9 protein-coding genes are annotated in these 13620 nt (G+C 37.8%); 3 read left to right on the top strand and 6 right to left on the bottom strand.

What is annotated here, in order from left to right:
* Positions 1-142 precede the first annotated feature (142 nt).
* From JFT95_RS14950 to JFT95_RS14970, 5 genes are all read right to left on the bottom strand, one after another.
* Complete coding sequence (locus JFT95_RS14950) at positions 143-1039, bottom strand: WD40/YVTN/BNR-like repeat-containing protein (protein WP_201052691.1); 897 nt, start codon at positions 1037-1039, stop codon at positions 143-145.
* 16 nt (positions 1040-1055) lie between these two features.
* Positions 1056-1499: a flavodoxin gene (locus tag JFT95_RS14955; RefSeq protein ID WP_001062757.1), complete on the bottom strand. Its 444-nt coding sequence runs from the start codon at positions 1497-1499 to the stop codon at positions 1056-1058.
* Between the two features lie 140 nt (positions 1500-1639).
* The gene (locus JFT95_RS14960; protein WP_000070943.1) at positions 1640-2260 is read right to left on the bottom strand and encodes an acetate uptake transporter; all 621 of its coding nucleotides are present in this window, start codon (positions 2258-2260) and stop codon (positions 1640-1642) included.
* An 86-nt stretch (positions 2261-2346) separates the two neighbouring features.
* Positions 2347-2742 (bottom strand): NUDIX hydrolase, encoded by a 396-nt coding sequence (locus JFT95_RS14965; protein WP_002128457.1) that lies wholly within the window; start codon positions 2740-2742, stop codon positions 2347-2349.
* A complete protein-coding gene (locus JFT95_RS14970; RefSeq protein ID WP_002128458.1) occupies positions 2739-3080 on the bottom strand; it encodes an ASCH domain-containing protein in 342 nt (113 codons plus the stop codon). The genes JFT95_RS14965 and JFT95_RS14970 overlap by 4 nt, the downstream gene beginning before the upstream one ends.
* 139 nt (positions 3081-3219) lie before the next feature.
* Here JFT95_RS14970 and JFT95_RS14975 point away from each other — a divergent pair, with 139 nt between their 5' ends.
* Together JFT95_RS14975 and JFT95_RS14980 are read left to right on the top strand one after the other, a co-directional pair.
* Complete coding sequence (locus JFT95_RS14975; RefSeq protein WP_002128459.1) at positions 3220-3777, top strand: CatB-related O-acetyltransferase; 558 nt, start codon at positions 3220-3222, stop codon at positions 3775-3777.
* A gap of 87 nt (positions 3778-3864) precedes the next feature.
* Positions 3865-5219 (top strand): IS3 family transposase gene (locus JFT95_RS14980; protein WP_201052693.1). Its coding sequence is split into 2 segments (ribosomal slippage): positions 3865-4318 and positions 4318-5219, totalling 1356 coding nucleotides; the frame shifts between segments, so codons are not numbered across the junction.
* Positions 5220-5273: 54 nt separating this feature from the next.
* On the opposite strand, the gene JFT95_RS14985 is transcribed toward JFT95_RS14980, so the two are convergent.
* Positions 5274-12746: a DUF7507 domain-containing protein gene (locus tag JFT95_RS14985; protein WP_201052695.1), complete on the bottom strand. Its 7473-nt coding sequence runs from the start codon at positions 12744-12746 to the stop codon at positions 5274-5276.
* Between the two features lie 117 nt (positions 12747-12863).
* Between JFT95_RS14985 and JFT95_RS14990 the strand changes: the two genes are divergently transcribed.
* Positions 12864-13613 (top strand): (S)-benzoin forming benzil reductase, encoded by a 750-nt coding sequence (locus tag JFT95_RS14990; RefSeq protein WP_002128461.1) that lies wholly within the window; start codon positions 12864-12866, stop codon positions 13611-13613.
* The last annotated feature ends 7 nt before the right edge of the window (positions 13614-13620 follow it).

A 13620-nucleotide genomic window follows, 5' to 3' on the forward strand; every position in this document is an offset into this window, starting at 1 on the left:
AAAAAACTGCAACCCCAGAGGAGATTTAACATTGCTATCCTCCTCGGAAGTTACAGCTCATTTAAATCTCTATATTATTAAAAGTAAAATGGTTTAAAGTAACTATATCATACCAATATAATAAAAGTAAAGTTTTTTAAAGTTATACAGCTTTTTTCCACTGCATCGTTTTTAATTCACCTGATCCAGCTACAACATAGCCTTCTTTTTCATTAACAATGCGCCAACCATGCCCTTTAACCGAATCACATACTGTAACAATTCCTTCTTCAAGAAGCACACGGCAAACAGTGCTAATTCCCGCCTTATTTTGCGTTGACGTTGTATATAACACATGTTGATCCACACTTAAATCTAAATAACTACTCGCTTTTTGTTCACTTTGACATGTATGCCAACCTATTTTATCACTTTCGATACTCTCATTTATTCTGCAAAAAGAAATATTTCCGCTAATCCCCTTGCACAATCCACTTGCCGCTACTAAATAGGAATTATGTATAGTCAACGCAGAAATCATCTGATTCATCGCTATTTTAATCCTTTTTAATTTACGTGTCTCTAAATCAAAAAGCCAAACACCACCATATTTAGTATGTATTTTCGTACCGATAAATAAGTAATGTTTATATAAAAATAATGATCGAATAGATGGTGCCTCACTACCGTAATTAAGAAATGGCTGAATAGTCTCCCATGTGGAACCAAAATTATTAGAATGATACAGTGTTTTATCTCCATGAGCAATTACTGTTCCATTCTCATTACTACATACATTCCAGCTCGTTGCTTTCGTTGGAAAGCGCTGGATCGTCCACGTTTCTCCACCATTCATACTACGAATAAAAACTCCTTCGTCTCCTACTCCGTAAACTACGTTACCTTCACTATGTAAATCTCGAATTCGTTTTTGGAAACCAGTTAAAGCCTGTTTCCATTCTCCATCTTTTTCAATGAATAAACCATTATATGTAGTAGCTAACAAAAGCTTTCCATCTCTTAACTTTGTAATAGCAGTTGCACTTAACATTGTTTCCACGTTGACACTCCCGTTCCTAGAACTTCTCGGCAAAAGCAATTGCAAAATCACTGCATTTTTCAACGTCTTCTTTATCTTCTGGAGCTAATTCAATTTTCAATCCTTCTTGTACAAGTTCTGCCCCACATTTTACAAGACGTTCTTCAAATATCGTTACCGCTTCACAAAACAGTTCATACGCCGTATCACCTGATCCAAAAACAGCCACTTTTTTACCCGTCAAATCTATATTTTCTAACTCATCATGGAAATCTTCCGCTTCAAATGGTAATTCACCATCACCCCACGTATAAGATCCTAAAATGATTCCATCATAAGCTAATAATTCTTCAGCATCCATACCTTCCATCTCTTGTAATACTACTTCATGATCAAAGGCATCTAAACTTACTTTAATTAAATCAGCAATACTCTCTGTATTCCCTGACATACTTGCATACGCTATTAAAATTTTCGCCACTTTGGCATCCCCCTCTTACAATAAATGATTCTCATTCTCATTATATTAATAATGAGAATCAATTTCAATTATATTTTTTGCTATTTTATTTTATTCCATAAAAAAAGAACAGATGACTATACAATCATCTGTTCTTTTTATTACTTTTTAAAAATACCAAAGGGTTTTCCAACTGGTAATACAACTTTTCCGAAGTGTGTATTTAACACAGCTGCTGCTGAACCATAGAAAGATAATAATGAAATACATAGTTCAGAATACGCTGCTAAATTATGCATTGCGTGCGGCATAACACCTAAAGTACTTAATGAAAGACCGATAAATAAGAAATCAATAAGGACGAAAATCATAAATAATACTTTATGTGTTTCCATTGCACCAATTGTCATAAAGATCGTGAAAATCAAGTATCCGATAAAGGCTACACCGAGCTGTTTTGAATCTGCAGTTTGGGCTAATTTTTCACCAAATACTCCAAGTTGAATTAACCAAGTCATTCCAACACCTAACCAAAATAGGCCGTACGCACCAAATGCTGTTGTACCGAACGTATTGTTGTGCTTTGCATCGTGAATGCATGCAAAGATTTGTGCAAATCCTCCTAAAAAGATTGCCCATGGTAATACAAGTGAAACGCCATCTGTTAAGCCTAACTTTTGAGACGATGCTACAAGTGTTACCATCGCTAATCCAAATAGACCGATTCCAGATGGATCTGCTGTTGTCATTTTCACATGATGTGTAGTAGTTTGATTGCTCATATAAACCTCCTGATTATAAACATACTCGAATACAATACTTAAATCAGAAGGCTATGTCAATGGTTTTTTTTGTATGTTGTCAGACCTCATATTCCATAATAATCAAATACACATTTGGCCACATCATAAGGTTTTACATTTAAATTTGGCAACTCATTTACCGGCATCCATAAAGGAATATAACTCCCTCTATCTTTCAGCTCGAACTCCTCGCCTTTACCACTTCCGAAAACTCCACCTATAATATGGGCATTATAATAATACTCCGTACCTTTATACTCCACCTTTGCAATCAGATGCTCCACTTGTATATGTACCCCTAATTCTTCATAAACCTCTCGCTTCGTTGCTTCTTCAGGCGTTTCTCCTTCTTCAATTCCCCCGCCTGGAAAAACAAAATACATCTCACCTTCTCGAACACGTTTTATAAGAGCGATTTTACCTCCTTGTATAATTATAGCTGCACCGCGATTTCTTCTCACTTTATTACCTCAACACCAATCGCAACTGTTCCCCATTCTTTTTCTTGTTCTTTCGTATATATTCCGTATGTACTTTCTAACATTTCTTTTATACTAAGTTCTTCACAATCAAATAATTTTTTATCAATTTGTTCGTACATTGCTTTAAAGCTTTCGTATCGTTTTATCTCCGTTACTTTTACAGCCATCGTTTCTGCTGTCGTAAGGTTCGTAAATACAATTTCATCGTCTTGTTTTATAAGTTGACGTTTTTTATCGTATAAGCGTACTTCATATACTTTTTTTCCTAATTGAATCGACTGAAAAGGTTTATTATATAATCCCATTTCGTATCTCATACATTTCACTCCCTTTTATTCATCTTGCCTACTAACATTTTTGCACATTACCATTTCATACAACATAGTTCGCCTTACTTCACCTTGCATATAATGTTCCATATCCATTACTTTCTTTAGAGAGGATGCTAAAATTGGTATGTTATATTTAAATCAAAAACCTGAATATAATAAATATGATATCGGTGATTATACTTACAGTAAAGTAGGCCCTATTATTTTTTCTTGGAATGATGAAACAAAATTAAAAATAGGTAAGTTTTGTTCATTAGGAGAAGAAGTCGTTTTCGTACTTGGCGGTGAACATCGTGCTGATTGGATAACAACTTATCCATTTAATGTCCTCTTCGAAGAAGGAGCACACATTACTGGTCATCCTTCTTCAAAAGGTGATATCGTAGTCGGCAATGATGTATGGATTGGTTATCAATCCTGCATTTTATCTGGTGTTACAATTGGTAACGGGGCCATTATCGGGGCCAAGAGTGTTGTTACAAAAGACGTACCTCCATATGCAATCGTCGCTGGTAATCCTGCCAAACTAGTTCGATATCGTTTCCCGCAAGAAATCATTGAAAAACTAGAAAACCTTGCATGGTGGGACTGGGACATTTCCGTTATAAAAGGAGCTATTCCATTTCTACTCTCCAACAAAGTCAACGAATTTTTCACTTCTCCCGAAGAAGAAGCTACTTGATCTAAACAAAAAGAGCATCCTATTCTTTCAGGTGAACTGCACCCCAATTGTTAGACACAGTCTAACAATTGGAGGTGCAGTTTTTCTATGGCTAAATTTACAGCTGATGAAAAAATACAAATCGTTCTACGTTATTTGAACGGAAATGAAAGTTATCGAGAAATGGGTAGAGCGATCGGTATAAGTGGCACAATCATTTTGAATTGGGTAAACCAATATAAGCAGAATGGTGTGGAAGCTTTTCTAAAACGATGTACAAATTACACACAACAATTTAAACTAGACGTACTAAACTTTATGATTGAAAACGGTATGTCCTTATTTGAGACGGCAGCTATCTTTAACATTCCTGCCCCTTCAACGATTTCTGTTTGGAAAAAACAACTCGAAACACAAGGAATTGATGCCCTTCAATCTAAAAAAAAGGGGCGTCCATCCATGAAAAAAGAGTCAAATAAACAAGTAAAACAAGCTTTAGCTGAAGGGTCAGTCGAAGCACTTGAAGCACGTATTAAACAGCTTGAAATGGAAAATGAGTACTTAAAAAAGTTGAATGCCTTAGTTCAAAACAAGGAAAAGTCACTAAACAAGACAAAGCGCAAGTAGTCTATGAATTAAGGCATAAATATTCGGTGAAGGCACTCGTCGAGTTAGCTACTATTCCACGAAGCACGTATTATGATTTAGTAAAGAAAATGAATCGCCCAGATGTAGATGCCGATTTGAAAGCTGAGATTAAAGTGATTTATGAGGAGAATGAAGGTCGTTATGGCTACCGTCGCATTCGTGATGAGTTAGCGAATCGTGGTCAGAAAGTGAATCATAAAAAGGTGCAACGTATTATGAAAGAGCTTGGATTAAAGTGTGTTGTGCGTATGAAGAAATATAAATCCTACAAAGGGAAAGTCGGTAAAATTGCACCCAATATTTTAGAGCGTAATTTTTATGCAGATGCACCGAATCAAAAATGGGTAACAGACATCACAGAGTTTAAATTATTTGGAGAAAAACTGTATGTATCACCTGTATTAGACTTGTATAATGGTGAGATTATTACCTATACAATTGGTTCTAGACCGGCGTATTCACTTGTTTCAGAGATGTTAGAGAAAGCATTAGAACGTTTACCTGAAAACCACCAGCTACTGATGCATTCGGATCAAGGATGGCATTATCAAATGAGACAGTACTTCCGTACACTTGAATCAAGAGCTATCGTACAGAGTATGTCTCGAAAAGGAAACTGTTACGACAACGCAGTAATAGAGAATTTCTTTGGGATTATGAAGTCGGAGTTCCTCTATATAAAAGAATTTGAATGCATAGAGCATTTTAAAATAGAATTAGAAAAATATATAGATTATTATAATAAGAAACGGATTAAGGCAAAATTAAAAATGAGCCCGGTACAATACCGGACTCATTTGGATCAAGTAGCCTAATGAAATAACCGTGTCTAACTTTTAGGGGTCACTTCAAGGATGCTCTTTTTGTGTTTATTTTTTATTTATTCGCAACTGATTACACGGAGAACAGTGAAATGGAATTTTGTCTAAACAATTAAAGTTTGTTTCACAAATTTGTTCTATCGTTGGAACAAATGGAATGACAACTATGTTACTATCTATTATTTGTGTAACAGGTGGCAATACTGTGCCTACTTGATGTTCGAAGCGAATACTCGCTTGATTAATATAATTTCCTGAACCACTTGGTGCACTCTGAACTGTTACTTGGAACGAAACTGTCCGTGCTTCACCTGGATTTAAACTTCCTATAAGAAACCCTGATACTGGGCTTACATTTGGCACTGGCGTATTATCAACAGTTACACTTCCAGGAACAAATCGAAAACTACTATCTAACATATCTTGAAAACGAATATTTTGTATCGCTGTATCCCCCGTATTCGTAATAACTGTCGTAAACGTAATAACATCGCCTATCGTTGCTGATTGAAGATCTGCCGTTTTTACGACTGTTGTTGAAACATTTTGAGGAATAAACGGGATAACAACTGTATTACTATCGCCTTCAACTACTACTGGCGGCTCATTAGGATTTACAGTTGCAAGCCCATTCGCTGTAGCTGTATTTGTTACTAAGTTATTTATTTGCCCTCCTGTTATTACAACTTGGAAATTAATAATTGCTGCATCATTTGGCTGAAAATCACCTAAAAGGATACCGGTATTCGGATTGGCAAATGGAAAAGGTACATCATTTACCGTTACCGTGCCATTTATAAATAACGTATTTGGGTCAATGATGTCTGTTAAAATAATATTCGTCACAGGAACTGTACTATCATTTATAACAGCAATTCCGTAAGTGACAACATCTCCTACCATTGCTACTTCAAAGTTTGCTCCTTTTGCAACAAATAAGATTGCAGTATTTACCGTTACAATAACTGTATTACTCGTGTCCATCACTGTAACTGGCGGTTCCCCTGGTACTAAAATATATTCTGCCGATGCCCCAGCAACGTTCACCACTGTACCACCATCTGGAAAACTTGTAATTGTAGCTTCATATGTTACAATCGCCGTCTCACCGACTGGAATGTCTAAAATCGTAAATCCAACCTGCGGATTTACTCCTGGACGTGCTACTCCATTTACCGTTACACTATTTGGTACAAAAGCCGCTTCCGGAGATAACACATCAATAAATTGAACATTCATTGCATCAGCCGTACCAGTATTTAATATGCGAACACGGTACGTTACCGTTTCTCCTACTCCAACAATTGAATGATCTACTTCTTTCAGCATATCTAAACTGCCTCTATTTACTGGTGTGACTGTCGTATTACTTGAATTCGTAATTGTAAACGGTGGTTCTCCTGGAATCAATTCGAAATCACCAGTTACTCTCGCTGTATTCATAATGCTACTAGAAGGCGGAATTACGATTACATTTACTTCAAATGTGATTAGTATGCTATCTCCTACTGCAAGATCCGGTAATGAAAAGCCTACAAAAGGATCTAAACCTACTTGTGGAATCCCATTTATCTGTACACTCCCTGGAACGAATTCTAAACTAGGTGATGGAACGTCAATAAATTGCACATTTGTCGCTGTTACCGTTCCTGTATTTGTAACTTGCACACTATACGTTAACGTATCTCCTAATCGTGTCGCCTGTTTGTTGACAGTTTTTATAACATTGAATCGCCCTCTATTTACCCTTGTTATTGTCGTATTACTCGGCTCTGTTACTACAACTGGTGGTTCTCCTGGTACTAAAGTAAAACTTCCTGTTATATTTGCAACATTCGTTATCGTTCCTGAAGATGGAATATTTGTCACTGTCGCTTGGAACGTCACTATAGTCGTATTGCCAACAAGTATATCGCCAATTCCAAACCCTGTAATCGGATTCAAACCAGGTTGCGGAGTTCCATTTACCGTTACACTATTTGGTACAAATGACGCTCCTGCTGAAATCGTATCAATAAACTGAACATCGTTAGCTGTTACTGTTCCTGTATTCGTTATTTGCACTGTATACGTTAATACATCTCCAACTAAGGTAGCAGCTCTATTGACTTGTTTAATAACATTAAAGCGTCCTCTATTTACAGTTGTGAGCGTTGTGTTACTTGGCTGATTTACTATAACTGGTGGTTCTCCTGGTACTAATATAAAGCTTCCAGTAACATTTGCCGTATTGGCAATTGTTCCGTTTGCTGGAACACTAACAACGGTTACTTGGAACGTGACTTCTACACTTCCCCCTGAATTTATATCTGGAAGTGGGAATCCATTATTAGGATTGAACCCAGGTTGTATCACACCACCTATCGTTACACTATTCGGCACGAATGCTATAGAGGAAGGTAATACATCACTATATTGAATATTCGTCGCTGTCACTGTCCCTGTATTTTGAACTACTGTCGTATATGTGATTGTATCGCCTACTGCAACAATTGGCTCACTTACTGATTTTAAAACATTCAAACCAGGTTCATTTATTTCGGTTAATGTCGTGTTACTTGTCGTTGTTTCAGTAATAGGCGGCTCTGTTTCACTTACAGCAAATGTAGCCGTAACATCTACAAAGTTAACAACTGTTCCACCTTCTGGTATGCTCGTTACCATCTCTTGATATGTGACAAGTACAAAATCATCTACAGGTATATCTGGAACTGTAAAACCGATAAAAGGATCTAATCCTGGTGCTGGTACCCCGTTTATGCTCACACTTCCTGGTACAAATGCTACACCCGCGGAAGTAGTATCTATAAATTGAACATTCGTCGCTGCCACTGTTCCAAAATTAAAAATCAATACATCATACGTTAAAATTTCTCCTACAGTCGCTACTTCTTTATCTACTAGTTTTAACGGAAAAATAAACGCTATATTAATTATCGTAACGACTAAATTTGTTAATATCGTTTCCGTAATCGGTGGTTCCTGCGGATTTGGTTGTGAAGTAAATGTAACGTCTGCATCATTTAATATGACTTCATTATCTGGAATTTCTGTAATCGTCACTCGGAACGTTACCTCAATACTTCCACCATTAATTAATAATGGAGTAACTGTAAATCCTATTTCTGGATTTAAACCAAGTTGCTGCACCCCACCTATCGTTACACTATCTTCTACAAATGTCGTTCCTTCTGGTATGACATCTTGGAAGAACACATCTGTAACAGGTATAATTCCTACGTTTGAAATTAGCACGGTATACGTTAATACATCCCCAACCGCTCCAGTTGCAACGTCAACTGTTTTGGTTGCTGTTACTTCACCAGGAGGAGGTAACGGTATCGTAACTACTGTCGTATTACTTGAATTTGTCGTTGTTACAGGGGGCTTTAAAGGATTTAATAAAAAAGTGGCCGTAGCAGCTGCCGTGTTTAGTACGGCTCCACGCGTGGATGGCGCAACTACTGTTACTTGGAACGCTACAGTCAATGATGTGCCAGCAGCTATATTAGGAAGCGTAAAACCTATATTTGGATCAAATCCAGGTTGAGGAGTTCCATTTATCGTTACACTATTTGCTACAAATGTTGTTTCTAGAGCAATTGGATCAATGAAAGAGACATTCGTTGCTGTTACCGTTCCATTATTTCTAATGACAACAGAATACGTGTAAATTTCTCCAAGTGCCGCTTGTTGTACAGATGAAGATTTTTGTATATTTAACTGTGCTGTGTTTACTTGCGTCACGACGAAATTGCTATTCGTAACAGTCGTTATTGGAGGATTAGCTGGATTTATAAGAAAACTTGCAGTAACGTTTGATTGGTTTCTAATATTTCCACCACTCGGGACACTCGTCACTATAACTTGAAACGTAACTGTAACGGTTTGCCCAACTGGAATATTCGGAACTGGAAAACCTACCACAGGGTCTGCACCTTGCTGAACAACTCCATTTATCGTGACACTATTCGCTACAAACGCAGTTCCAACAGGAATCGGATCTTGAAAAATAATATTTGTTGCAGGAACAGTTCCTGTATTTTGAATAAGAATCGTATACGTTAACGTATCTCCTACACCTGCTTGCGGTGTGTTTACACTCTTTATTACATTAATTGATCCTACATTCAATCGCGTCACAACAATATTACTAATCGTTACAATTGTAATTGGTGGCTGGAGAGGACTTACTTGGAAATCCGCAGTTACATTCGCATTATTCGGAAGAACTCTATTTGGTGGTACACTCGTGATCGTCACTTGAAAAGTAACTGTTACCATCCCTCCTACTGGAATATTAGCAAGTGGAAATCCAGTTGTTGGGTTTAAACCGGGTTGAGATATCCCGTTTATTGTTACACTATTCGCAACAAACGTTGTTCCAGATGGAATTGGATCAAGGAATGACACATTTGTCGCTGCTACCGTTCCACTATTTTGTATACGAACTGTATACGTTAACGTATCTCCTACTCCTGCTTCAGTAGCGCTTACGCTCTTTATTACATTTAACCCTGAAGAATTCACCACTGTCATAACAGTATTACTTGGTACTGTTACAGTAATCGGTGGCTCTGTTGGATTTACAAGGAAATCTCCAGTTACATTCGCATTATTTACGACATTATTTCCTTGGGGAATTTCATCAATTAATACTTCAAACGTAACAATTACACTCGCGCCAGTAGGCAAATTATTTAATGGGAATCCAAGTTCTGGATCTGCCCCTTCTTGTAAAACACCATTAACAAATACACTGTTTTCAATAAATAATGTCCCTTGTGGAATTGAATCTTGGAAAAATACATTTGTAGCTGGTACACTACCCGCATTTATGACTTCGATTGTATATACTAAAACATCCCCTACCGTTGCAACATCCGTATTGACTGATTTCACAACTTCAAAATTCCCTGATTGTACAGTTGTATTCACAATGTTACTAGGAACATTGATTGTTACTGGCGGTTCGCTCGGATTCACTTGAAAACTTGCTGTTACATTTGCTTGATTTAAAATATCTTCATTTTCTGGATCCTGTACAATTAATACGTCAAATGTGACTACAACGGTTTGAGCCGCAGGAATATTTGGAAGAGAAAATCCTGTATTCGGATTCAATCCACTTTGCGGGACTCCATTAATCGTTACAGTATTTGCAACAAATGAAATAGCGGAAGAAATAGTGTCTTGGAAAAACACATTTGTTAACGGAACGTTTCCTGTATTTTGGACGGCAATCGTGTATGTTAAAGTGTCCCCTACTGCCGCTTGCGTTGTATTCACTTCCTTTATTACATTTAAACCACCTGTATTAACTTGTGTTACAACTGTATTCGTTTGTCTATTAATCGTTACTGGCGGCTGATTCGGAATAACGACGAAATTAGCCGATACATTTCCACGATTCGCAATCGTCCCTCCTGATGGCGTAGATGTGACTCGTACTTGAAAAGTCACTGTCCTACTTCCACCTGGAGATATATTCGCTACTGTAAACCCAGTCGCAGGATTTGCTCCAGGCTGTGAAACCCCATCTACAGTCACACTATTTGGAATAAAAGTCGTTCCAGTTGGGATCGGATCTTGAAAAATAACATTTGTCGCAAGTACATTTCCTGTATTTTCAATTGTAACGGTGTACGTAAGAACGTCATTAACTGTCGCAAAAGCTCTATCCACTGTTTTTCTCGTTCTTATATCAGCTATATTAATAGTAGTAAATACAGTATTACTTGTCGCTTGACCTGAAATTGGTTGTTGGCCAGGCACTGGAGTAAAGTTAAATGTTACACTTGCACGGTTCGGAATTGGATTTACAAGAGGATTAGATGTTACTCGAACTTGAAAGCGCACTACAGTCGTTTGTGAAGCATTAATACTTCCAAGATTAATACTACTTGATGGATTCGCTCCTGGACGTGCTACTCCATTTACCGTAACACTATTTGCGACAAATGTTGTTCCTGCAGGGATACTATCAACAAAAATAACATTGTTTGCAGCAACATTCCCATTATTCGTGACATTAACTGTGTACGTTAATACGTCATTAAGCGTTGCCGTCTGTAGGTCTACAGATTTTTGCATACTTATAGTTGCTTGATTCACTGTCGTTTGTACTGTATTTGAAGAAGACGTACTTGTAATAGGGGGACTACCGACAAAAGGACGGAATTGATATGACACCATTGCACGATTTGGAATAGGGTTTGGGTTCGGGAACGATGTTATTCGAACTTGAAATGTAACAATTCTTTGCGTGTTATTTGGGATTGTACCTAAATTAATTCCATTCGCTGGATTCGCACTCGGTTGTGTTACTCCACCTACCGTTACACTACCTGCTACAAATGTCGTTCCGTTCGGAATACTATCTTGTAATACAACGTTTTCTGCACTTCCTGTTCCTGTGTTCGGGACCGTAATCGTATAGGTGAGAGTATCCCCTACCCCTGCAACTGTTCTATTAACCGATTTAACAGGATTAATGATTGGACCTGTCGCATCAATTTGAACACCAAAACCAGCTGCAGCGTATCCATCTCCATTTGTGACAAAGCGAACAGTTGCTGACGTCTGATTGTTTACTAAAGAAGATGAGGCGTCTACATTCGTAATATCCCACCCTTGTCTTCGGACCGCTAAAGCGATTCCTAACGGCTGATTCAAATCTCCAAATGTGCCGCTCGTATCTAGATTGCCACTATCATTACAAATTTGTGATTGAAAGAAATTATTCGCGGGGTTTCTCGGTCCGAATAATGCGACTGTAGCATTTGCATTCGGTCCAAAGCGAAGCTGATCTCCAACAATGTTAGAATCACCTTCTTGAGCAGTTACGAGCACTCTTCCTGTAACAGCTCCTGTTGCTGGAGTAGCAAATCCTGAAATAGTAGCATCAACTGGCGGGGATGAAGCATCGATAATTTCTTGACCTGCATATACTGACAAATTCCGAAGCGGTAAACTTGCATTTTGATAAACTACCTCAAGCGTCCAGCCAGCTGAACGACTGATTGTTGGATCAGCTGAAGTTCTTGCAGCTGGCACGGCACCTGTTGTATATGTGCCTGCCCCACCTGCACTTACAAGATTCGTTACATTAGCAGAGCGAGCATAATAAAACTGGTTTCCTACCGAACCTTGCTGCGCAGTTGCAGGATCTGGTGCAACAGAAAATGTTCCTGCTGGTGTTGTAAATGAAATATTATCATTTAAAAATGCTGTAACATCCTCTGTATCGGTTCGGTATGTGCCGGCCCATACTAGTTCTGCGTATAAAACACTACTCCCTGCTGGAAGGTTCAAAATTGCACTTGAAGAATTTAATGGCCAGTCATTCGTTGTTCCTGCCGGGAATCCAGGCACTTGAAGCGATGTATTTATCGTTGTAAACACATCAATCGTGCCGAAGTTATTGTTTGGTGCAGGTGATGTAGGACTTAGTCCCAACGTGTTCCCAGTGAACGTGACAGCACCAGTTACTGTTGTTGTAAAACGATTCATAAAAGGCACACAATCATCTCATTTCATTTATAGTAAAAAGTGCTCTATACTATAAAATGTAGACAAACTATATAATGTACGTTGTCCAACAAAATTCCACATATATGGAGAGGAGTTTACTATACTATGCGCTACGTTATCGTAACAGGAACTTCACAAGGTTTAGGTGAGGCAATCGCCGTGCAATTGTTAGAAGAAAATACAACCGTTATCTCTATTTCTAGGAGAGAAAATAAACAGCTTGCAAAACTCGCAGAGCAAAACGACAGCAATTATATTTTCCATTCCATAGATCTTCAAGATGTACATAATTTAGAAACTCATTTTAACGAAGTCTTTTCATCTATTCAAAAAGACAATGTCTCATCGATTCATTTAATTAATAATGCAGGAACACTTGCACCAATGAAACCTATTGAAAAGTCAGAAAGTGAACAATTCATTACGAACGTTCATATTAATTTAATCGCACCAATGATTCTTACTTCCACTTTCATGAAACATACGAAAGACTGGAAAGTAGAAAAACGCATTATAAATATTTCATCTGGAGCAGGAAAAAATCCTTATTTCGGATGGGGAGCTTATTGTACAACGAAAGCCGGTGTAAATATGTTTACACAGTGCGTAGCTACTGAAGAAGTGGAGAAAGAATATCCTGTAAAAACTGTCGCTTTCGCACCCGGTGTTGTTGATACAAATATGCAAGCACAAATTCGTGAAACAAATAAGGAAGACTTTATTAACTTAGATCGATTCACCGCATTAAAAGAAGAAGGAAAGCTGCTGTCACCTGAATATGTTGCGAAAGCTATTCGTAACTTACTAGAAACTGAGAATTTCCCGCAGGGTGAAGTAATTCGAATTGATGAATAACAAAGAG

Source organism: Bacillus sp. TH17, assembly GCF_016651125.1.
GTDB lineage: Bacteria > Bacillota > Bacilli > Bacillales > Bacillaceae_G > Bacillus_A > Bacillus_A mycoides.

Bases quoted from the DNA above. Each gene is read 5' to 3' on its own strand.
- JFT95_RS14960 (WP_000070943.1), bottom strand. From the start codon at position 2,260: ATGAGCAATCAAACTACTACACATCATGTGAAAATGACAACAGCAGAT.
- JFT95_RS14970 (WP_002128458.1), bottom strand. From the start codon at position 3,080: ATGAGATACGAAATGGGATTATATAATAAACCTTTTCAGTCGATTCAA.
- JFT95_RS14975 (WP_002128459.1), top strand. From the start codon at position 3,220: ATGTTATATTTAAATCAAAAACCTGAATATAATAAATATGATATCGGT.
- JFT95_RS14990 (WP_002128461.1), top strand. From the start codon at position 12,864: ATGCGCTACGTTATCGTAACAGGAACTTCACAAGGTTTAGGTGAGGCA.